The sequence below is a fragment of the Sporosarcina ureae genome, from assembly GCF_002109325.1.
Lineage (GTDB): Bacteria > Bacillota > Bacilli > Bacillales_A > Planococcaceae > Sporosarcina > Sporosarcina ureae_C.
Map to the genome: position 1 here is coordinate 907,017 of NZ_CP015348.1, position 21,709 is coordinate 928,725.

A 21,709-nucleotide genomic window follows, 5' to 3' on the forward strand; every position below is an offset into this window, starting at 1 on the left:
GGTTTTTATACATAATGGTAAAATATATAAGTTTTTTATTACAATTCCAATTTTTGATTGTTTACCAATCTACTAATGTGCTATCGTTAACTTTGGAAACCTACATAGGAATAGCATTTATAGATTTGGAGAGATTAACTTGATGAGGAAATGGCTTGTGGCTTCATTGGTCTTTGTCTGGACCGTTGGCGGCATAATTTTATGGAATGATTGGAATACTAGAGAGTATGGACTAACTTCAGAAAAGAAAAGTACGGTGACGAGTACGGAAGCAAAGGACACGACTGAAAAAGTAACAGAAGTGAAAGCAGAACAAAAGGTGGAAGAAACGATTAGTACTACAGCAACGATTGGAATGATCGGAGATGTGCTTTTACATAATCCCATCTACACGTATCCGAACTTTGATTTTGCATTTGAAGAAATAAAAGATAAAACGGCAAGTATTGATTTTCTATTAGCGAACCAAGAATCTATGCCAGCTGGTGTCGAACTTGGATTGTCTACGTATCCAAAATTCAACAGTCCCAAACACATACTGCCGGCTTTGCAAAACATTGGTGTCGATATGGTTACCTTCGCGAACAACCATACATTCGATAAAGGAGAAGCCAGTGTACGAAAGTCAATTGAGCATGCAAATGAATATGGGCTTGAGTATGTTGGCGCCTATGAATCATTTAAAGATCGCAAGACGCAACGGATTGTCGAAGTCAACGGCATCAAAATTGGAGTACTTGCCTATACATATGGCACAAACGTGGAGCTAGACTTGCACGACAAAGAGTACTTGGTCAACTACATCGACCGTGAACGGATGGAAAATGAAATTAAAGAAATGAAACCGATGGTAGACGTTACAATCGTATCATTGCATTGGGGGCCTGAATATCATCTCGAAACGTCTGAAGATCAAGCAGAACTTGCACAATTCGTTTCAGATGCGGGTGCAGATGTACTATTTGGACATCATCCACACGTCTTACAACGCTATGGAGAAGTAGGAAACACGAAAGTTTTCTTCTCACTTGGCAACTTCTATTCCGCTCAACCATTTGACTATACGAACTTTGGCGGAATCGCTAAGCTATCGGTGACAAAAGAACAAACAGGCGATCAAAAAACGGTAACTATCGAAGATCCACGATTTTTCCCAACTGGCGTCATTCGAGATCGAGATAGGCGTTTCAAAGTCGTCCCCCTTAGCAAAGCTAACCCAACGATTAAATACAATGATGAATGGGTTGAAAACCATGTAGGCGTACCAAAATGGTAACATTCCCGAACACTGAAAAAGCCTTTCTAATCCTAGGATTAGAAAGGCTTTTTCATATAGTTACATCTTTTCGGCTTACGCGCCGAGTACCGTCTTGACGTCTTCTATTAACAATTCATTCTCAGTCGCTGTCAGCCCATCGTATCTTTTCACAATCTCACCGTCAGGGTTTACTAAATAAAAGTAATAGCTATGGGCGCGTTGATCTAGCGCTCCCTTTTCCAATATAGAAAGGAAAGTGTTTTTTGAAATATCTTGGATCGTTTCAAAATCATAGCCTGTCAAAAAACTCATCGTATTCAAATCCGCTCCAAAATCCGCAGCATACTTCTTCAGCACTTCAGGTGTATCATAATCAGGATCTATACCGAATGATACAATTTGAGGTTTCAGACCCTCTTCTTTTAATTTTTCTTGAACATCGACCATATTCGCTGTTGTTCTTGGGCAGACTGTAATGCAGTTCGTATAGGAGAAATACGCAATCCACCAGTCCCCTTTTAAATCATCCAATCCAAGAGGTTTGTCATCTTGTGTAGTAAATGTAAAATCAGGTATTTTTTCAGACATATTTGTTTCGATTTTCTTATTACATGCACTCAGAAATAAAATGGTCGCGCATAAAAGAATAGCTACTTTAATTTTCATGAAGATCCTCCTACTTTTGGTATATCGCAATGAAGAAAGTAAGTATACCACATTCGACATCTATTTATAATTGCAGTTTACTCATTGTCTAACCCCGGTCTTGGAATGATTGTATCATCATTTCCTTGTTCAATGTGAATGAGCTATTTTTGTTGAAACTATTCTATAAGCCAAATGTAGTGTTATTTATTAGTTATATCAAAAAAATAGCAGATGCAGAACTTACAAAAGCAGGATAAAACGTAGTCATATTAGAACGAGGTAAAAACAAATAGCATGAAGTCTTCATCGGAAAGAAAGATGAATTACGCCACTCTAAAAGATATGAGCAGAAGGCGGCAATGTTGTAGCTGCATCACTTGAGAAAAATGCTTGATTTGAATGAAAAAACACGCCATCTATTCGTCTAAAAAGACAAATGACGGCGTATTTTTATACCTATTTATAACCTGGCTCCATACAATCACTTAATATGCAACGTAACGTCTTCTTTCAAGCTAGAGAGAATCGGTGAACGTTCAATTGCAATGGCCGCAATCTCTGCTAGATGTCCTTTATTCGTAGCAGACTGTGCTGATAAGACGATCATTGGTTTCGTAATTCCACTATTTCCACTTTGAATTCCTAAAAACGGTGCTTTATCACATACCCCACTGAAGACAATTTCCGCTCGATCCACAATTACACCTTGATTATGTGCTTCTAAATGAAATGTAACGCCAAAACTAGTAGTTGCGGCAGCGATCAATAACTCAATCGGCATCACTTGCTTTTCTCCTGGCTTCGCAAATCCTTCTAAATCAATTTCGTGCAGATCTTTCGTTTCAAGCGATATCATTTCACCCACTACATAATGACACGTCCCCTGCCATTCACTAATGGCGAGTGACGGATCTTGCTCTATCAATCGTTTAATTTCAGTCATGATTTTAGTTGTACTCATATTATGGCCTCCTGTTTATCTAAGATGTATTTAGTGTATATGCAAATCAGGAAAGTCTAATCCACTCTGACTGTATTGCCCCCTAGTATAGGTTGCTAGGCGAGCGTGTTGTAGATGAAGTGATTCCTTACGTGTTAAAAAGTTTATACTACTCATTTCCTTTACCATGATTATATACTGAATCTCTTCAATTAGTGGAACTACTATCCACTCTCGTCGTATATATATTATAATCAAAAATCAAAGAGGTGATGGGATGAAAAAGAAAGTTGTTATAGGGTCCATTCTAGTGCTGCTGATCGTACTAGTTTTCGCCTCGACTTTCCTACATAGGGCGACTGAAGATCCGATTCTTGCCAAGCGAATTGAGGAACAAGCCAACAGTGGTGTGATGAAAATCCCATTGAGTACATTAACAAATTTCGACTGGGATCAAGCCATGGTCTTCGGTCCATATACTTCGAGAGAAATGATTGAGGAAAGTTTGGATATTACAGTCAAAGGCAGTATACAAAATATTGATTTTAGAGATGATCTATTCTTGCTTGTTTTTGCTAACGGCAAGTATGCGGTTAAAACTGTTGAACTACCTAGAAGAACTTTTGATTTTACCAACAATAATTTTATACTAACGCCGACCTATGACGGGTTAAATATCAGTCGTTATTCGCAATAGAATTGACGCAACTATAAACGGTATGGTGAAGTTTCAAGAAAAGCATCCCCCTCGTTGCACACTATATAGAGAATAAATCCAAAAGGGATAGTGCGTGTGGAAATCTTTTGTCCACACGCACTTTTTCTTTTCTTTGTAGTTTTCTTAAATGCTTAGGTTATTGCTAGGTGCAAAACTCTCCCATGGAACGGAGCAAATTTGTCTACTACATAGACTGTTTTGCTCTCTTCGTACAATCTATTTGAGCAAAATATAAAACAAAAAAACCCTTTTTTGCTCTATATAGAGTAAAGAAAGTAAATGGGATACTAAATAAACGATTTTATTTTTTGAGCATATGCTTCTTATGCCATTTAAAGTAATATTTATTTTCTTCCATACGTACAATTTTCACTTTTGGATGTATTGCATACTTCTCATAATCCTCTTCCGGAATTTGCGAAGAAATATGGATCTTTCCCTGACCATCGAATGCGATGAAACCTTCGTCATATAGTGCCGCATGATTACGGCATAGTAATAGCCCATTATACCGATTTAATCTTTCCGCTTCAGTGCTATCCTTCCAGGGCTTGGAATGACTAGCTTTCAACAAAGCGGGTAGCTTAATTTCACAAATCGCACATGTACCATTCCATTGATCCATCAATTCATTTCTGAACTTCTGTTTGCCTAGCCGCACTTTCGTTTTAGCTTTCGATTCCGTTTCAGTCAACATAGGGATGAACGTATTATGTTCGGTTCTTTTCACAATCCCAATAGCAAATTCCAACTGTTCGTCATCTTCTACAAAAATATTCAACTCACCAATCAGTTCCACTAACTTAATCAATAATTCTTCATTACACGGATATAGGTAGCCTTGATTTCCATTTGAATCTTGTTGGAATGGAGAATATTTCATCGGGAGGTAAGGTTCGATATGAGTAAAATGATCGCGAACATTTAATGGAATTTCTAACTCATGATACTCTAAGTGAACTAGATATCCTTCTTCATTGTCTTCTAGATGTGTCCTCATACTCGAAGGCTTTTCTGCGATCACATAGTCAGATGTAGCCACGCTCATTGCGACAATATATCCTTTCACGTAATGCAGGATCCGATCTCCTGCACGCACTTCCCTTACGCGCTCCCATGAATGTTGCTCTTGTCCAATACGATCTTTTCGGGGTGTCCAAATGATTCCTACTTCTCGTTCTTCGTGATATGTACGTCCTTGCATGACGATGAAACTTTGCATCAATGAGAACTCCTTTCTGAACCGATTTCGTATACTAGTACTCTTATCATATCTGGTACGGTTAAAAAGTGCATTCTTTGCAAACGAAAAACTGCAGACCACTCTACTTAGTGGGGTGTCTGCAGTTCGATTGTTTTGTATTTAATTATCGTATGAAGGAAGATTTACTTCTCAAACATACTCTCAATCAATTCTTCCATATCCTCTGCGGCGTGCAGTTCCTTCGACTGGAGGGCATCCAGCTCACCGTTCTCCATCGCTTCCACGCTGAACTTCTTCGTCTTCTCTTCTACACAGTTGACGAATATCGTATAGGCTTCTTTTAGTTCATTGCCTTCCGTTTCAAACGCGTTCGGAACTTCCAATGCATTCATGTCAGCGAGGATCTGCTTGAACTCTTCTACTTTAACTAGCCATTGTTCTTTCATAGCTGAAATATCGAGTTCTTGTTTAGAAATAAATTCTTCAGAAATTCCTTCGTATTCTTCTGACGCTATAATCAAGCGTTCATGTAATCCAATGATTTTCTGTAAGTAATCTTTTCTGCTGAGTGCCATAGTATCATCTCCTTGTATGAGTATACCTGTTTAGTATTTCATCATACATCTTCCAATGCAAACGGGAGGGTTCGGGCACTTCTTTCTTACTTCTTGAAATTGAAGTTCTTGTCTTTTTCATCAACTATAACGAGTACTTGATCCATCACATAGTTTCAATCGCTAGTATGTCTGTAATACTTGTATCACGCTATTTAAACGATTATGTATACACACCAGACCGGCTCTATATAGCGAGCGGTTGGTTGACGGCTTATGCAAAACAGGTGCCGGTCTGGTATGTTTTCTATTTCTTGCTTCGATAGTGCTTCCCATGGTTATTGCTCATGTTACATATAATGAAAACCAGGCTGGCTCTATAAGCGAGCGGTTGGTTGACGGCTAGTGCTGAACAGGTGCCAACCTGGTTTCTTTGAGGCTATATTTGGCATCACCTCCTTTAAAGTCTTTAACAGATCAATTTTTCACAATCCACTGTCCAGATTTAGCGTCTCTTCCCATAGAGAACGCTTGCTCCACGACTCCTTCGCGTCCATATTGATAACGTATTTCCACTCTGTCTTCATTGATTGGAATGGCTCTGCGATAAGCAGCCTCGAGGAATAGTTCTCCGATTCTGCTCGTTTCCGCGAATACCGATGACTCAGGTAGTTTATTCAAACCGGTGAGCTGATCATATAAATACAAATCGAAGTACTCTTCGGCTGTATAATCACTCTTCATTTGATCAGTCAAATAATCGATGTAGATTGACTCGGTTCTTTCTTCAGTTGCGACACCAATTAATTTACCGTAAATTTTATGCACTGGCGTGACGGTCGCTCCTTGAACCGTCCCCTTTGCCGGGAAGTGGTTCAGCAGTAAATATTCCCGCGCGTTCAACAACTGATCATATCCGCCAGCAATCTTGACGTTTTGTTCTGTATAGCGATCCATCAGCTCGGACGATAACTTGTTGCCGTTAATGTTCAGCTTACCGTCTTGCAAGACAACACGATCTCCAGGTACCGCCACGACTTCATAATAAACACCTGTATACGTCGGCAAGTGACTATTCGTATTCGTAAAGGTCTTCACTATGTCACCTGGCTCATAGACCGTAGCATCGTATAGATCCGCTTTACGTTCTAGAACTGGATGATATGTGTCCGTACTAAATTGCAGTGAAAAAGATTCATCATCGACATATAATAGACCGTCCACTTCCTTCGCCTCAGGCAATGAAGAAAATTCTTCGTAATCAATGGACGATAGTTGTTCTTTCTTTTGAAGCGCAGAAATCAACGCCATATCGTCAAGTGGATCATACGGTGTGCCCGGTCCTTGATCAGAAGAGATTTGATTGTCCGGCATCAAGTTGAACACGAGCAACAAGGCGACAACGGGTAATGCCGCTGTGACGAGCAAAGCTTGCCAAGAAAACTGTCTCTTTCGCGAAGGTTGGAGGTCATCGTGCACGCGCTGTTTAATTCGACGTTCCTGTTCTGTTGTATCGCCCATCATTTGGTCGAGTTTTCGTTTAAAGTCATTCAAAGTCGTCCACCTCCTCATCTTCAAAAAATCCCTTCAATTGCAACTTTGCTCTACGTAATCGAGTCTTGACCGTGTTTTCATTGAGCCCTAGAAATAATGCGATTTCCGCAATCGATTGCTCGTCATAATAATATAAAAGTAGAGGCTCGCGATATTTCAGCGGCAGTTGGAATAAGTGTTTTTCAAGTGAAGCGAGCTGCTCTTGCTCAATGATTTGTTCTTCCGAGCTTTTGGTTGATACGAAAATCGTTTCAAATACGACATCTTTTTTATGCTTCCAGGAGCGCAAATAATCTTTTGCACGATTCGCCGTCATTTTCGTCAAATACGTTTTAAGAGAGGCTTCATTGCGAAATTGGTCGCTCTTCTGGAAGTACGTGACGAAGACTTCCTGCACGACATCTTCAGCAGTTGACCAGTTTTTCACGTATAGATAAGCGATTCGTACTAAATAACGCGAATGCTCATTCATTATTTGATCCATTTCATTCATTTGGGTTAGTCACTCTCTTCTATGGCCATCTCATGTCTCCGTCAACATACGTTGCAAAATCTTTAAACGACCTTTTTTCTGTCATGCCAAATCGATTCACTTCATAATTGGAACGATCCATATTGGCATATCCTTCTACTGTTGTATAGCCAATTAGTAATCCTACTTCTTTAGCAGCCGCGATAAATTCATCATTATATTGGCCATATGGATACGCGATCGAAATAGCTGACGGTACATGGTGCAAATTCAGCTTCAAATCTTCGATAATTTCCTCTTCGGAATGTTCGAAAACTAAACCCGCTCCGCTTTCTATCCCTAGCTCGTGCAATGCGCATGTGTGGGCTTCAAACTGGAAGACATCTGTCATTTCTTTCAGATCTTCCGCATCAAGATACTTCAACAACCCGCCACCGTCAAATGCCGGTGCCCCTTTTCCTCTGTCCAAACGTGAAGAAATGATGTGGTGAGGTGAAGTAAAACCGTATTGCTTCAAGACGGGATACGCATATTTCTTCGATGATAATAATCCATCGTCAAATGTAATAATCAAAGCTTTTTCGGGTATGACTAATCGCCCTTCAAGATAATCATACAATTCTTGTGAAGTCAGCGTCGTAAATTGTTCATTGGCTAAATACGCCATTTGCTCTTCAAATTTTTCAAGTGAGATTGTACTCATTTCTGTTTCCATTAGTTTACGTGGCAGTACTTGGTGATACAGCAATACCGGCAAGCCTTCATCCATTTCCGCGGATGACTTATGAATATAGCCGGCACGTTCACCGACTTTGATAATATACCAATCGTTTTCTTCCTGCACAACTGGATAGCGATAACCTTCCCTCAATTGCATGAGGATACCACTTTCACGATTTGCTTCCGAATAGACCGGTGTTTCTTCAGCTGTTTTTACTGCCCCGAGACGTTCTGCATGTAACGGTGCTTTGATCACGTTCTTTTCCACCTTTGCCTGTCCTTTACGAATAAAAGCTGGCATCTTACCTACTCGAATCTCGTAATATTCCTCATCTTCACCAATGATCGCAACCGCTTGATTCGCTTGCAGTTCACCAATTCGGACAAGATTCTCTTGCTTCATATACATCGGTTGGTTTTGTGTAAGTGTGACTACCTGTTCAAATTCTCTCTCTGTAATGAACGGTTTGCTTTGTATAGTTTCCGCAAATGCCGTGGCTGGCTGCTCATGGAACAGTGGCACTTCATTCAAATTCCACTTGGCTCCATCTCCCATTATAAATAAGAGTAAGCTCGCTAGTAACAACACACAGCTATATATTTTCTTCATGTGAATCCCCCTATTATCATTTGCGCACCCTACAGACGGAGGAATACAGAAAAAGTTTCAAAAGTTTTTTAGAAAGTTTTTTATCGATGAGAACCGTATAACGTACATAAAAAGAAAAAGCATACTTTCGCCCTTTTTAGAACGAAAGTATGCCTGATTTAGTTATATAAATTATTTTTCAAATAACGCTACTTCCCTAAAATCGTCTTCACATCTTCGACTAGCAAGTCATTATCCGTAGCGCTCATGCCATTATACTGTTTGACAATCTCGCCGTCAGGATTAATTAAATAAAAGAAAAAGCTGTGGGATCGCTGACCGAGCGCTCCTTTTTCCAATACCGCCTTAAATGTATTCACAGACAACTTACGAATTTCTTCAAAATCATAGCCTGTTAAAAACGTCATCGTATCTAGGTCGGCTCCATAATCTCTTGCATAATCTCGCAATATTTCAGGTGTATCCAATTCCGGATCGATACTGAACGAAACAATTTGCGGTGTTACACCTTCTTCTTTCAAACTCTCCTGAATACTGACCATATTCGCTGTCGTTCGTGGACAGACTGTTGTACAGTGCGTATAGGAAAAATAAGAAATCCACCAATCACCTTTCAAATCATCCAGCGCGAGTGTATTCTCGTCTTGTGTAGTAAACTCGAAATCCGGTAATTCTTCGGACATATTCGTTTCGATTTGATTGGAACAAGCACTGAGAAATACGGCTGTCAACAGGAGAAAAAGTATTCGGATATTCATAAGCATCTTTCCTCGCTATAATCTATATAAAGAAAGGAGAGAGGCTTCGATCTCCCTCTCCCCCCTTGTCACATCTTTAATTGGTTTACGCTTTTGCGCTTTCTTCCTTTTTGACCAACTGGCCTCCGCCGTCCTCGAGGAACTTGATCATTCCTTCAGCTGCACGATACGCGAGAGCACCAACTGTCGCTGTAGGATTGGAGCTACCCATCAATGGGAATGAAGATGCCCCTACTACGAATAAATTATCCATATCCCATACTTGTGAATAGTTATTGACAGCAGATGTTTCAGGATTGTCTCCCATGATGACGCCGCCACCCGTATGATCGGAAAGTGATGTCTTATCAAATTCTGTTTCATCCGTAATTTCAGGAACTGTAATATAATCCGCGCCCATTTGCTCTAGTAACTCTTTTCCTCTTTGGTGAGCATATCGGACAATATTGCGGTCTTGGTCATGGAACTTACTCGTAACACGCAGCAATGGATCACCAAACATATCTGTATACGTCAGATCTAAGTCCATATAGTTTTCACGCCAAGCGAGTGCACCATTTTGTTGCTGAACGTCTATACGACGGTTTGCATAGAAAATGGACTTGTCTTTAAATTCTTTCCCCCAAGAAGGAACACCTGCCGGAACGTGGTTATTCGTAATCGGTCGATCTCCTCTTTGAGACGTACGCAAACAGAAACCATGCAAGAAATCGAGTTTCGTATGATCCAGTTGCTCCACGTTGAAATCATCCATCGTCACACCAAGTGCACCCGTACCTGCATAGCGGTTGAATTTCTTCTCATCGAAGAATCCACGTACGCGTGTGTGCGTCAAGTTACGTTGGTGTGCTGTCAAGTGACTACCGATCACACCCGTTCCATTTTTCGGATTATACGGTTTCCCGATTTCCGATAAAAGCATTAAACGCGTATTCGTAAATGTAAATCCTGCCACTACGACTAGATCAGCCGGTTGGATGAACTCATCACCTGTTTCCGTATCTACATATTTGATACCGACAGCTTTTCCATTTTCATGTACAATTCGGACTGCATATGAATTATTGCGTAACTCATAATTACCCGTTTTATTGGCAGTAGCCAAGACCGTAGCGATTGGATCCGCTTTCGCTCCAAAATCACAGCCAAACGATTCACAAAATGCACAGTAAACACACGCATTAATTGTTTCGCCGTCTGGATTTGTATATGTTTCTGAAATGTTGGCAGAAGCAATACGATACGGGTGATACCCTAAATCTTTCGCTGCTTTCGTGAATGTACGAATGATATCCGTTTCTTTCATCGGTGGTGTAGGATAATCATCTGAACGCTGACCTGGTCGCAATGGATCGGGCTCCCCAGAGATGCCTCCCGTTTTTTCAAACTGGTCATAATACTTTTCTAGTTCGTCGTATTTTATACCCCAGTCCTGAAGTTGCATATCTTTCGGAATGATTTCCTCTCCATACTTTTCCACAGTCTTCGTGCGAATTTCGAAATCTGTCGGAAGCCAGCGATAAACCATACCGTTCCAGTGAACACCTGAACCGCCAGTAGCAGTACCATTAATAGCATTCGTATCGTTACTACGGTTTGGTGTCGCAGTTTCATCCAGCGTATTACGAATCGTCAATGTTTCCTTGTTCAATTCCTGGAACATGAGTTTCCGCACATCATAACGCAATTCATCTTTTGAACCGACGAAATCGTCTCGTTTCTGTGCCTTACCTCTCTCCAGACCTACTACTTTATATCCTTTTTTCGTTAATTCAGCTGCTGCAATACCGCCTGCCCAGCCTGAACCTACGACTACTACATCTACTTTTTCCAATGTTTTTACCATTCTGTTCTCCCCTTTCCTAAAGTTTATTTAGGTTGATAATCCGTCAGGCTGACCTGATCCATTTTAATAAATTTATCTTCTTCGATCATGTTGGCGTAAGATGCGATAGCTACTGGATATTCTTTCATTTTCCAGCCTTTCATATCTCGGTTACCACCATATAAGGGATCACAGTACGCTCCTTCAAGCGTAGTTGAACGCAATAGTGCAAAGAATGCCTTTGAGGTAATTCCTTTTACTTCTACTTTGTCATCTGCAAAGTCCGTCATGATTTCTAATTGTTGATCTTCTGTTGCTTTAATGAAATTCGTATCGAATCTCTTTTGGCTCTCCATATCCATTGCACGCAGTCCATTAATGAAAATCTGCCCACGATCTAGGCTTGAATCTGCTGCGGAAGTTTTAGGACCTTTAAAGGGACCTTGTCTGTAATCGCCAACGTTAGACCCGTAAGGACCCGCAAGTTGCTTGTCAATATAATACGGAACGCCTAACTCTATAGCACCAGGACCGTTATCGTCTTCAGGGAAGATTCGCTCAACGGCTTGCTCCAAAATAGCAAAGTCCGCCATGCGCGTGAAATACATACGCGCTTCTTCATAACGCTTCTCTTTAGCTGTTCCTTTGTCCGCAGTGGAATTCGCGTTGTTGTTATTTTTAGAGCGGCTTGTAAATAGTCCTCCAAGCAACGCACCACCGGCTACCCCACCGACAGCAATTCCTGTGTTCTTGACGAAACTGCGGCGGCCCGGATCTGAAACTTCATTTGTGTTTTTGGGGTTATTTGTATTATTATCTGCCATGAGCTTGTCCTCCTTTTTTGTATGAATACATCACTTCTACAACACCGTTGCACTCTTCATATATACACAATAATTAATAATTTGAATGCGTATGCACAGATGTATGAATTTGTACATGTAGACAATGCGATCAGAAGATATAAATAATATCACAATAATAATTTACTATTCTAAATATTTTAGAGTACTATGTACAGTGAAATGTTCAGTGTATCTATTTCAATCTATTAAACCTGCATATTTCATTTTTAGACAGTAATCTACATTAGCGATTCAACGTTCGCTAGTATATTTATTTTCATTCCTATAACTATTTCCTAAAATGGCACATCATCACCCCTCTTTTTCATACACTATGAGTGAGGTGAAAACTATGGCGAGAGTCAAATATCGAAATTCAGATGTCGACTTAATGGCAAGAATGATGAGAGCGGAAGCCGAGGCGGAAGGTAACCAAGGCATGCTATATGTTGGAAATGTAATTGTCAATCGCGCAGTAGCCGATTGTCTGGACTTCAGGGATGTGCGTTCGATCAACGATGTAATCTTCCAAATACAAGGCAATAATTATTCATTCGAAGCCGTACAAAAAGGAAACTTGTTCTACCAACGTGCAAGAGAATCTGAAAAAAGATTAGCTGAACGGACTCTAACAAACTGGCGTCAACATCCTGCCCACTATGCGCTATGGTATTTTAATCCATACGCCCCTTGCCCGCCTACTTGGTATGGTCAGCCGTTTACAGGGCAATTTAAAAATCACTGTTTCTATGAACCGCAACCTGGGACTTGTGATAGTGTCTATATGGGTTAAAAAGCACCATAGATTAGACTCAATTGAACATTTTGAATGAAACTGATAAACTGTACCTATTACACTATTTAACGCGAAAAATAACCACCTTCCACTCAGGCAGAGCAGAGGGTGGTTATTTTTTTACTAACTCACATATTGTCTAGGGGGACTATCAGTGCAAATTATTACATCACACGTCAATACTGACTTTGACGCGCTCGCTTCAATGATTGCGGCGAAAAAGCTGTATCCGGATGCACAGTTGATCATTTCCGATAAGCTGGAAGGTCGCGTACAACGTTTCTTGAATATTTACCGAGATGTCTTCGACTTCGTGCCAAGCGCTCGTATTGATTGGAATCAAGTAACAGAAATGATTATCGTGGACGTCGCTTCACTTTCTAGAATCGGTAGACTCCCCGATGATTTCGACGTCTCAAAACGCAAAGTCATTATTTATGACCACCATCAAAAAGGCGAAAAGGACCTAGCATACGATGAAGGGACTGTGGAACTTACAGGGGCTGCTGTGACATTGCTTCTTGAGGAAATCCAGAGAAAGAACGTATCGATCACAAGTTTTGAAGCTTCCTTATTCGGTCTCGGCTTGTATACAGACACAGGAAACTTTACATACGCGAATACAACGGTCCGTGACATGAAAGCTGCTGCTTATTTACTCGAACAAGGAATGAGCCTTGAGATGGTTGGCAGTTTCGCGGAGGAATCATTAACTTCAGACCAGCAAGATTTGTTGGATCAATTGCTTACACATACAGAAATTCATGAAGTCGATGGTCTTGAAATTGCAGTCAGTACGCATGAGTTGGATAGCTTCTTGAACGGTTTGGCATTGATTACCACCAAAGTACTGGGTGTGAAAGGAACGGATGCGGTCATTACTGTCGTCAAAATGAAAAATACGGTATGCGTCGTAGGGCGTGCAAATTCTGAACGTATTACACTGCAACCTATCCTGAAAAAACTAGGCGGCGGAGGTCACAAGCATGCAGGTTCCGCCACTGTGAAAAAAGGAGATAAAGACGCCATTCTTGAGGAAATCAACAATAGTATGAGTACAATGTTGCGCCCTGCGATTACTGCAAAAGAGTTGATGACGTCGCCTGTCAAAACACTAACGCCTGATACAACGATCGAAGAAGCAGGCCATCGCATGTATCGATACGGGCATTCAGGCTACCCTGTCGTCGAAAACAATAAATTGGTCGGTTTAATTACGAGACGTGATCTAGATAAAGCAAATCACCACGGACTCGGTCATGCACCGGTGAAGGCATATATGACGACTAAAATCTATTCAATCGGACCCGATGCTTCACTTGAAGAAATACAGGAACTCGTCATCAAGCATAATATCGGTCGCTTACCTGTGCTAATTGACGGAGAAATCGTTGGGATTGTCACACGGTCGAATATTATCGAAGTGCTCTATAGCGATATGACAGCTGACAAGCAAACAGAAAACACGTCCCCTACCACTGAACTGATTGAAAAGATGGACAAGCATATGAGTGAAGAAGTTTCGCAATTGCTAAAAGACATCGGTGAAACGGCTAGCCGCATCCATACACCTGCCTACTTAATCGGTGGGATTGTACGGGATATTTTACTCGACAAGCCGAATTATGACATCGATATTGTGGCGGAAGGCAATGGAATCGAACTGGCGAAAAGTATGATGGAAACCCATGGCGGTGAAGTAGTGGAACATGAAAGCTTCGGCACTGCGACGTGGAATACCCCGTCCGGCCTATCCATTGATATGGTATCGTCAAGGCTCGAATATTACGAACAGCCAGCTGCTTTACCTGAAGTTGAAATCTCCATTCTCGAAGATGATCTGCAACGACGTGATTTCACGATCAATGCGATGGCAATCCGTTTGAATACGGAAGCGTTTGGTGAGTTGATCGATCCGTTTGGCGGACAAGAAGACTTGCGCCAAAAGAAAATCAAGATTCTCCATAATATTAGTTTCATTGAAGACCCGACACGTATTTTCCGTGCGGTACGCTTTGAAGAACGTTTCGGTTTCTCGATGGATGAGCAAACAGAAAAATTGGCACTGGAGTCAATTGATAAAGTCATCCACTTGTCACCGCAGCGTATTAATGAAGAAATGATTCGTTTATTCACAGAAGGCAGACCACAAGAAGTCATTCGTCGCCTATTTGAATTAAAAGTTTGGCAACAGTTTGGTGTCAGCGAGAAACAGTTAGGTGCTTCCGTCATGGCCGCTAGTAACTTAGAAAAGCTGTACAACGAACAAGTACGTCAAATCGCAAATCTAAAAATCGGTGAAAAACCAAGTTGGTTCAATTACTTCTTGTTGCCGTTCTACTGTAATGATAGCTTGTATGCAGCGGAAAAATTCACACTGCGAAAAAACCGTAGGAAGCTGTTGGAAGAAATCACGGCATTGCAGCGGCATGATCAATGGAATGCAGCAAAACAATCTGGAGACTACCACTTGTTCCTTCACGATTTTTCTGACGAAGCAATCCTGTTTATCCTAGTGGCGGATGAAGTAGCGCACCTGGAATCCGTCATTGATTATTTGTACAAACGCAACCAACTTCAAAATCTATTGTCGGGTGGCGATTTAATGAAAGCCGGACTCAAGCCTGGACCAGCATTCGCTAAGATCTTGCTCCTTCTGGAAGTAAGTCAGCTAAATGGAGATATTGCCTCCAAGGATGATGCGTTGAAGTGGTTAGAGGAGTATTTATGTAAGAATTAATCAAAGACACCCGAAACTTCAACTGAAGTTTCGGGTGTCTTGTTTTCTCTATTAAATATCTAAATATAGATTATTCAATCTTTTTTACTCTTACATATTTCCAGAAACAAGACTATACATGTCGCTAAAATCGCAGACAATTTAGTAGTTTCTCTGTCTAGACTTACTCTCGCACTTATTTTAAGTGGTACCTCTTCGACTTGGCACTCTTTATCTTCTCGTTCCATTATGTCCTTTTCACCTTGTGTATTCGTTTCCTCAACTATATTTTTACTCTTGATAAATTTATCGTAAATAAGGTTGATCACTATACTAAAGAAAAGTAATTGTAATAAAAAACCAATAAACATTTCTAACACAACTATAAAGCGTATATTTCCATTAGGAATTACATCACCATACGATCCACCAAAGAAAGTAGTGCCACTTAAATATAGATAATCACCTAAATCATTCAGATGATCTGTCCCGCCATTTACGGAAATATGATCTCCTATAACTTCTTTGTCGTCAGTGTATATTTTTCCCGAAAAGAAATCCTCTTGAGTTATATGAACTATTCGTGGATTATCAAATACAGCATACACAAATGTAAAATAAGAAATAACTACTAGGACTGACCCGACAATGAGGGCACTTAACTTCTTGATATTCAATATTTCTATGTGTTTCAATATGAATTTAGATAGAATGTAAAAAATAACTAGTATGATAATTAAACAGATTCCTAAATATATCATAGCAGCCATTTTATATTGAATCGCTACTATGATCACTGGAAAAGGAATAAACAATAAGGAAATGAATCCATAGAACAATCCTGACCAACTCGGAATATTTGATAACTGTTTTATAGTGAATAGCAAGTACATCAAGTTAACTATACTAATTACCGCTAATACTTTATATATTCCTTTCCCCATAATAACTTCCGAATTGCTTATCGACTTGCTTTGATAACGGATGCCCCAAATCCCTGATTGATTATCTTTAGCCATCTTTTCCGCATGTAAAAAACGCATTTTATAGTCTGGTTTAATTAGGTCGTCCATATTAGCTAAACCTTCCGCAACAATTAACTCATTTATAGTTAGATCATCATCAGCTGAAAAAGATATGAGATAGTCGTCCTGTTCAACTTCCTTCAAGTAAATAGTTTTGTTTAATAGAATCTTTTCAATTTCATTTACAGCATCTTGCTGATCAAAAGTAACTATATCCTCCACAAACAGTACTGCGTCTTTTATTTTTTTAGATTCTATTTTTAGTGGAGCCTCTTCAAAATTCCCTTTAAACTCTTCGTACTCTTCGAACATACTAGTTGAGATGCCATAAAGATGAATTCGATTCGTGTCATTGACTTCTATAGTATAAGGATCGATAATCTTCGTCACAGTATTCTCTTCAGCGGATGACACATCGGGAAATAAAATGATAAATAATACGACTACACATAGCTTGAATATCTTCACTTATACACTCCTCATGTTTTTTTATACGGAGAGGCTTACAGTTTGATTTTTATGTACAGATATCTTTTACAAATTACAAACACCCCAAACTCTACCTGAAATTTGGGGTGTTGAACTTATTACAACCATCATTTATAAAATTCTATCAAAGTTAAACAAGAATCCTATTTCGAATCCGCCCTAAACCCCGATTTATCATAGCCATATTTATCATAACCATTTCTATCGTAGCCTAACTTATTAAAGCCTCTTCGGTCATAGCGCTCTTCATCATAGCCCGACTTATCGTATCCTTCATCATCGCGATCCGTCCCGTTTCGGTGAATCCCTTGAGGAGTAAAGCCGTTGCAATCGAATCCTTTAGTATCATATTTCGTACCGTTCGCATGTTTGCCATCCCGATTGAAACCGTGTGGATCGTAGCCGAAACGATTATAGCCGTCTTTATTGAAGCCATTCTTATCATATCCTTGCAGATTAAAGCCTTTCTTGTCATAGCCTTGTCGGTTTCGGCCGTTCTTGCCAAAGCCTTCTCGGTCGACACCTGCTTTATTGAAGCCATCGCGATTATAACCTTCGCGGTCGATGCCATGCTTATTGAAACCATTTACATCATAGCCTTCACTATCGTAGCCGAGCGAATTAAAGCCGGATGCATTGTACCCTGCTTTGTCAAAACCATCTCGATTGTACCCGTGCTGATCATAACCCGCTTCATCATACGTTTTTTCGCTGATATGGCCACCATCCCGTGTAAAACCTTCACGGTTGTATCCTCTTCTATTAAAACCTTGTTCATCAAAGCCTTCTTGGTCATACCCTTGTTCGTCAAATGAACTGTTATTTTTATGGACACCTTGGAAATCAAAACCGCTGCCATCATACATCGTGCCATTCATATGCTTGCGATCGCGATTGAAGCCTCTTTTATCGTAACCAAATTTATTATAGCCTTGACGATTGAAGCCGTTCTTATCGTAACCCAAGTTATTAAACCCGTCTGTCCGATAACCTTGTGCACTGACACCGTATTTATTGAAGCCATATTTATCATAGCCTTGTTTATTGAATCCTGCCCGATTGAAGCCGTTGACATCATAACCTTCTTTGTTATAGCCATTTTTGTGATAGCCTTGGCGATTGAAGCCATCCGCTTTATAGCCGTCTTTGTCATAGCCTTGCACGTTATAACCGTTCTTATTATAACCGTTTGCATCATAGCCGTAGCGATCATAACCCGTCCGATCAAAGCCTGCTTTATTAAAGCCCGTTGCCTTAAAGCCTTCTTTATCATAGCCTTGATTGTCATAGCCGTTTTTATCGAAGCCCTGTGCATCAAAACCATATTTATCAAAACCACTAGCATTATATCCATGTTCATTAAACCCATGACGATCATAACCAAACTTATTGAACCCTTGTCTATCGAAGCCCTCACTGTTATAAATCGTTCTATCTGGTTCAATGTTTTTATTGTTTAACGGATCCCCATAATTCATGTCGTACCCCCGCATAATTTGTTTTCGAATTCCAACTCTCTATGCATCATACTACAAAAAGGGAGTAAACTCATCAAGTTTCGCAGTATGACGATACGTAGGAAGTGAATGAATATGGGCAGGAGCACAAAAACCTACCAGATTATTTTTCTGATAGGTTGAATAAACATATATTTTAAGCTGTAATCTGTACATTTCTTTTCATTTCGATACTTAGTCGAATCAATGCTTCTCGATCTACCATGCGCACGTCATGCAGGTGTATACGTCACTGCCTACCTGAAACTTGAAAACGGCGTACCGGCAGACACAATAATAAATCCAACCACTTGATCTAGTAATTTTTGCTCTTTCTTCGTTCGATTATTCATAGTGAGTCGCTCACCCTTCATTTTAAGGAATACTGTTATTCATCGTATTGTACGAAATCCATCCCACGTAAGAACCTTCATTTGTGTAGGCTCTCACTTTACACCACGTTCTACTAGCACTCTCTACGTGCGTCTCCAAAATATATACTTCAGTTCCTTTATACAATACTATTCCCACATTCCCACCTAAAGTAGGCGCATCTCTTAGATTGGCGATTTTACTCGTTGTATAAAGAGTTTTATTCACCAAATTAGCACCCGTTATTCTCGCTTGTTCTAATTCCCACTTACCTGTTTCCTTACTTTTAGCACTTGCTATGGCTATGGCTTCTTGTTTTCTCTTTTCATCTTCAATCGCTTTTGCCTGTTTTTCTTCTTCGCTCTTCGCTTGTGCAATCTTTTGATCTTCTTCTGCTTTAGCTACGGCGTTTTTCTTAGTAACATCTTTTTCTATAGCTAGTAAAGTGTCCTTTAAATTGCTGATTCTTGCAGAGCCTGGAGCTGCTTTCAGATACGCATTCACGATGTCATGAGCTTCATCGAATTCTTGATCCCCTATCAATTCTTCAATTTCGGCAGCAGTCACATCTTCAATGTCTTGTAATTCAGTTGTTGCTTTTTCATATAATTTGGTATCGTTCTCAGGCACTTTTGAAAAATACTTCAGCGCTTTGTATCGATCATTATGATCTAGTGACTCCATGCCTCGCTCATAATTTTCATTTGCTTCCATTAATTCAATCGCATTTTCACGCTTTGCCATTACATCGTCCGAGTATTTCTTCGTTAGCATCGTGTCATAGATTGCGATGCCATTTTCATACTTTCCTATCGCAACCAATGAATCTGCTTGCTTGATCGTTTTATTGTCTTTAATGACAGTGAATAAAAATACACTTACCGCAATGACTGCCACGGATAATATAGTTAAAATGATTTTATTTTTATTGCTTTTAGCGTTTGTGGAACTAGTACTCCTCTTTTCCATTCTTCCCAACCCCTTCCGATTGACTATATGTACGTGTAAACTGTGTGAATGGATAATGTGTGGCGACTGATTTCATTGGACATCTTTCATTGCCCCCACAATAGTAATCAATTTCTAGTAGAATTTAGCATTTTATGAATCTATCATACTATGGAATAACGCAAACTGTACATAGAATTCTCTAATTATTTGAAGTGCGAAACAGAATATACACAATGCTTCAACACACGAGCATACGAGTAAATAATGAAATATAGTCAACCTACTTCTAAGCTGCATTGAATTTGTCTTTTCACACACAAAAGCCCACCAGTTTAAACTGATAGGCTTTTGACATCATCATCTTTTCCTATATATCACCGTTACTTCGCGTGATACTGGCGATGCAGCTCATGAACTTGCTCTGCTAGTTCTGGAACAGGCCCTTCCACTTCCGCGTTCAAAATGACACCCTCGATCGGAATCGATTGAATGCTTTGGGATTCGACCCCCAGTTCTTTCTTCCACTCTGATAACTGTTTGGATGAACTCGCATACACGATTTTCCCTAGACCGACTAATCCATGAGCAGCCGAGCACATCGGACAATGCTCTCCGGAAGTATAGACGACTGCGTTTTTCTTTTCTTCAGCTGTCATATTTTCGCCAGCCCAACGTGCCAAAGCAAATTCAGGATGTTGCGTCGCGTCACCGTTTCCTACCCGATTACGATCCTCAGCCAACACCTTGCCTTCAGCTGAAACAAGTACCGAACCAAACGGCTGATCACCGTGGTCTACTGCTTCTTTCGCCAACTCCACACATCTTTGTAAATGCCGTAAATCCGTTTCATTGATCATAATAAAATCCTCCTTATTCACTTACTAGTTTGTTGTCCAATCATGTAATAACTTTCTGCTACCTTCAATAATATCAGGTGCAGTCACGCCATATTCCGAATGAAGAGCCGACTGATTTTCACCAGCTGACGCATGCAAGTAAGTTGCCGCAATCAACGCTTGTTTTGGTTTAGCTCCTTGAGCAAGGAATGAGGCGATCAAACCCGTCAGCACATCCCCCGATCCGCCTTTGCCAAGCGCGCTACTACCTAAGGGGTTAATATACACTTCCCCTTCAGGTGTCGTGATAACCGTACGATGCCCTTTCAACACTAAATACAGCCGATGCTCCAACGCAAATTGTTTCGCTATATCCAATCGATTCGCTTCCACGTCCTGTACGGTCGTATTCAGCAAAGCACCCATTTCACCAGGATGCGGTGTAAACACTACAGGGCCATCATATACACTAATTATGTCCAGCAGATCGCGTGATAAATACAACCCATCCGCATCGACTACAACCGCTTGTCCGTCCAATGAATGCCATAGACTTTTCATCCACTCTTCACCGCCTGCAAATCGACTCAACCCAGGTCCGACCGCCACTACGTCATACGAATTGAATGATTCTTGCTCACATGAAGTTACAGCGAGATGACCATCCGTTTCTGCCATTGGCCAAAACAGTGCTTCGGGTAACTGCGTAGCCGCCATCGGATAGATCCCTTCTGGAACACCGAGCGTCACAAGCCCCGCACCCGAATGCAATGCAGCTTTAGCAGTGAAGATTGGTGCACCTACATATGACTTCGAACCGCCCAGAACGAGCACATGACCGAATGTTCCTTTATGTCCATGTTTTGGTCGTTTCGGCAACGCATGGATGGCATTGTTTTCCGTAATCACTTGTGGCAGT

19 protein-coding genes are annotated in these 21,709 nt (G+C 40.5%); 4 read left to right on the forward strand and 15 right to left on the reverse strand.

The window, feature by feature from the left end:
- The first annotated feature begins 142 nt into the window (after positions 1 to 142).
- Positions 143 to 1,276, forward strand: a complete 1,134-nt coding sequence (locus SporoP32a_RS04645; protein ID WP_085426839.1) for a CapA family protein — start codon at positions 143 to 145, stop codon at positions 1,274 to 1,276.
- Positions 1,277 to 1,351: 75 nt separating this feature from the next.
- Here the strand turns inward: SporoP32a_RS04645 and SporoP32a_RS04650 are convergent, their stop codons facing one another.
- Both SporoP32a_RS04650 and SporoP32a_RS04655 read right to left on the reverse strand, forming a co-directional pair.
- Complete coding sequence (locus tag SporoP32a_RS04650; RefSeq protein WP_085426840.1) at positions 1,352 to 1,924, reverse strand: SCO family protein; 573 nt, start codon at positions 1,922 to 1,924, stop codon at positions 1,352 to 1,354.
- 463 nt (positions 1,925 to 2,387) lie between these two features.
- Positions 2,388 to 2,867: an OsmC family protein gene (locus SporoP32a_RS04655; RefSeq protein WP_085426841.1), complete on the reverse strand. Its 480-nt coding sequence runs from the start codon at positions 2,865 to 2,867 to the stop codon at positions 2,388 to 2,390.
- A gap of 256 nt (positions 2,868 to 3,123) precedes the next feature.
- On the opposite strand from SporoP32a_RS04655, the gene SporoP32a_RS04660 reads away from it, so the two are divergent.
- Complete coding sequence (locus tag SporoP32a_RS04660) at positions 3,124 to 3,543, forward strand: hypothetical protein (protein WP_085426842.1); 420 nt, start codon at positions 3,124 to 3,126, stop codon at positions 3,541 to 3,543.
- A gap of 322 nt (positions 3,544 to 3,865) precedes the next feature.
- Here the strand turns inward: SporoP32a_RS04660 and SporoP32a_RS04665 are convergent, their stop codons facing one another.
- From SporoP32a_RS04665 to SporoP32a_RS04700, 8 genes are all read right to left on the reverse strand, one after another.
- Positions 3,866 to 4,786 (reverse strand): HNH endonuclease, encoded by a 921-nt coding sequence (locus SporoP32a_RS04665; RefSeq protein ID WP_085426843.1) that lies wholly within the window; start codon positions 4,784 to 4,786, stop codon positions 3,866 to 3,868.
- Between the two features lie 164 nt (positions 4,787 to 4,950).
- Positions 4,951 to 5,343 (reverse strand): hypothetical protein, encoded by a 393-nt coding sequence (locus SporoP32a_RS04670; RefSeq protein WP_085426844.1) that lies wholly within the window; start codon positions 5,341 to 5,343, stop codon positions 4,951 to 4,953.
- Between the two features lie 456 nt (positions 5,344 to 5,799).
- Entirely contained in the window at positions 5,800 to 6,876 is a 1,077-nt protein-coding gene (locus SporoP32a_RS04675) for a S26 family signal peptidase (RefSeq protein ID WP_085426845.1), read from the reverse strand.
- Positions 6,869 to 7,369, reverse strand: coding sequence for a sigma-70 family RNA polymerase sigma factor (locus tag SporoP32a_RS04680; RefSeq protein WP_085426846.1), 501 nt, complete (start codon positions 7,367 to 7,369; stop codon positions 6,869 to 6,871). Before SporoP32a_RS04680 ends, SporoP32a_RS04675 begins: the two co-directional genes overlap by 8 nt.
- 19 nt (positions 7,370 to 7,388) lie before the next feature.
- Complete coding sequence (locus tag SporoP32a_RS04685) at positions 7,389 to 8,678, reverse strand: polysaccharide deacetylase family protein (RefSeq protein ID WP_085426847.1); 1,290 nt, start codon at positions 8,676 to 8,678, stop codon at positions 7,389 to 7,391.
- Between the two features lie 188 nt (positions 8,679 to 8,866).
- Positions 8,867 to 9,436, reverse strand: a complete 570-nt coding sequence (locus SporoP32a_RS04690) for an SCO family protein (RefSeq protein WP_085426848.1) — start codon at positions 9,434 to 9,436, stop codon at positions 8,867 to 8,869.
- Positions 9,437 to 9,521: 85 nt separating this feature from the next.
- Entirely contained in the window at positions 9,522 to 11,282 is a 1,761-nt protein-coding gene (locus SporoP32a_RS04695; protein WP_085426849.1) for a GMC family oxidoreductase, read from the reverse strand.
- A gap of 23 nt (positions 11,283 to 11,305) precedes the next feature.
- Positions 11,306 to 12,085, reverse strand: coding sequence for a gluconate 2-dehydrogenase subunit 3 family protein (locus SporoP32a_RS04700; protein WP_085426850.1), 780 nt, complete (start codon positions 12,083 to 12,085; stop codon positions 11,306 to 11,308).
- A gap of 373 nt (positions 12,086 to 12,458) precedes the next feature.
- Here SporoP32a_RS04700 and SporoP32a_RS04705 point away from each other — a divergent pair, with 373 nt between their 5' ends.
- Complete coding sequence (locus SporoP32a_RS04705) at positions 12,459 to 12,899, forward strand: cell wall hydrolase (protein WP_085426851.1); 441 nt, start codon at positions 12,459 to 12,461, stop codon at positions 12,897 to 12,899.
- A 157-nt stretch (positions 12,900 to 13,056) separates the two neighbouring features.
- Positions 13,057 to 15,642, forward strand: a complete 2,586-nt coding sequence (locus SporoP32a_RS04710) for a CBS domain-containing protein (protein ID WP_085426852.1) — start codon at positions 13,057 to 13,059, stop codon at positions 15,640 to 15,642.
- A gap of 74 nt (positions 15,643 to 15,716) precedes the next feature.
- Here the strand turns inward: SporoP32a_RS04710 and SporoP32a_RS04715 are convergent, their stop codons facing one another.
- From SporoP32a_RS04715 to SporoP32a_RS04735, 5 genes are all read right to left on the reverse strand, one after another.
- Entirely contained in the window at positions 15,717 to 17,114 is a 1,398-nt protein-coding gene (locus SporoP32a_RS04715) for a thermonuclease family protein (protein WP_085426853.1), read from the reverse strand.
- A 164-nt stretch (positions 17,115 to 17,278) separates the two neighbouring features.
- Positions 17,279 to 18,613 carry a hypothetical protein gene (locus SporoP32a_RS04720; protein WP_085426854.1) on the reverse strand — a complete coding sequence of 445 codons (1,335 nt, stop codon included), beginning with the start codon at positions 18,611 to 18,613 and terminating at the stop codon, positions 17,279 to 17,281.
- A gap of 393 nt (positions 18,614 to 19,006) precedes the next feature.
- Positions 19,007 to 19,972 carry an SH3 domain-containing protein gene (locus tag SporoP32a_RS04725; protein ID WP_085426855.1) on the reverse strand — a complete coding sequence of 322 codons (966 nt, stop codon included), beginning with the start codon at positions 19,970 to 19,972 and terminating at the stop codon, positions 19,007 to 19,009.
- Positions 19,973 to 20,334: 362 nt separating this feature from the next.
- Positions 20,335 to 20,811: a nucleoside deaminase gene (locus tag SporoP32a_RS04730; RefSeq protein ID WP_085426856.1), complete on the reverse strand. Its 477-nt coding sequence runs from the start codon at positions 20,809 to 20,811 to the stop codon at positions 20,335 to 20,337.
- 24 nt (positions 20,812 to 20,835) lie between these two features.
- On the reverse strand, positions 20,836 to 21,699 hold the full coding sequence (locus tag SporoP32a_RS04735) for an NAD(P)H-hydrate dehydratase (RefSeq protein ID WP_232319626.1): 864 nt from the start codon (positions 21,697 to 21,699) through the stop codon (positions 20,836 to 20,838).
- Positions 21,700 to 21,709 lie beyond the last annotated feature (10 nt).

What these genes read in the sequence shown, in the direction of transcription:
- SporoP32a_RS04645 (WP_085426839.1), top strand. Translation starts at nt 143, where the DNA reads ATGAGGAAATGGCTTGTGGCTTCATTGGTCTTTGTCTGGACCGTTGGC.
- SporoP32a_RS04650 (WP_085426840.1), bottom strand. Translation starts at nt 1,924, where the DNA reads ATGAAAATTAAAGTAGCTATTCTTTTATGCGCGACCATTTTATTTCTG.
- SporoP32a_RS04655 (WP_085426841.1), bottom strand. Translation starts at nt 2,867, where the DNA reads ATGAGTACAACTAAAATCATGACTGAAATTAAACGATTGATAGAGCAA.
- SporoP32a_RS04660 (WP_085426842.1), top strand. Translation starts at nt 3,124, where the DNA reads ATGAAAAAGAAAGTTGTTATAGGGTCCATTCTAGTGCTGCTGATCGTA.
- SporoP32a_RS04665 (WP_085426843.1), bottom strand. Translation starts at nt 4,786, where the DNA reads ATGCAAAGTTTCATCGTCATGCAAGGACGTACATATCACGAAGAACGA.
- SporoP32a_RS04670 (WP_085426844.1), bottom strand. Translation starts at nt 5,343, where the DNA reads ATGGCACTCAGCAGAAAAGATTACTTACAGAAAATCATTGGATTACAT.
- SporoP32a_RS04680 (WP_085426846.1), bottom strand. Translation starts at nt 7,369, where the DNA reads ATGAATGAAATGGATCAAATAATGAATGAGCATTCGCGTTATTTAGTA.
- SporoP32a_RS04685 (WP_085426847.1), bottom strand. Translation starts at nt 8,678, where the DNA reads ATGAAGAAAATATATAGCTGTGTGTTGTTACTAGCGAGCTTACTCTTA.
- SporoP32a_RS04690 (WP_085426848.1), bottom strand. Translation starts at nt 9,436, where the DNA reads ATGAATATCCGAATACTTTTTCTCCTGTTGACAGCCGTATTTCTCAGT.
- SporoP32a_RS04695 (WP_085426849.1), bottom strand. Translation starts at nt 11,282, where the DNA reads ATGGTAAAAACATTGGAAAAAGTAGATGTAGTAGTCGTAGGTTCAGGC.
- SporoP32a_RS04700 (WP_085426850.1), bottom strand. Translation starts at nt 12,085, where the DNA reads ATGGCAGATAATAATACAAATAACCCCAAAAACACAAATGAAGTTTCA.
- SporoP32a_RS04705 (WP_085426851.1), top strand. Translation starts at nt 12,459, where the DNA reads ATGGCGAGAGTCAAATATCGAAATTCAGATGTCGACTTAATGGCAAGA.
- SporoP32a_RS04720 (WP_085426854.1), bottom strand. Translation starts at nt 18,613, where the DNA reads ATGAATTATGGGGATCCGTTAAACAATAAAAACATTGAACCAGATAGA.
- SporoP32a_RS04725 (WP_085426855.1), bottom strand. Translation starts at nt 19,972, where the DNA reads ATGGAAAAGAGGAGTACTAGTTCCACAAACGCTAAAAGCAATAAAAAT.
- SporoP32a_RS04730 (WP_085426856.1), bottom strand. Translation starts at nt 20,811, where the DNA reads ATGATCAATGAAACGGATTTACGGCATTTACAAAGATGTGTGGAGTTG.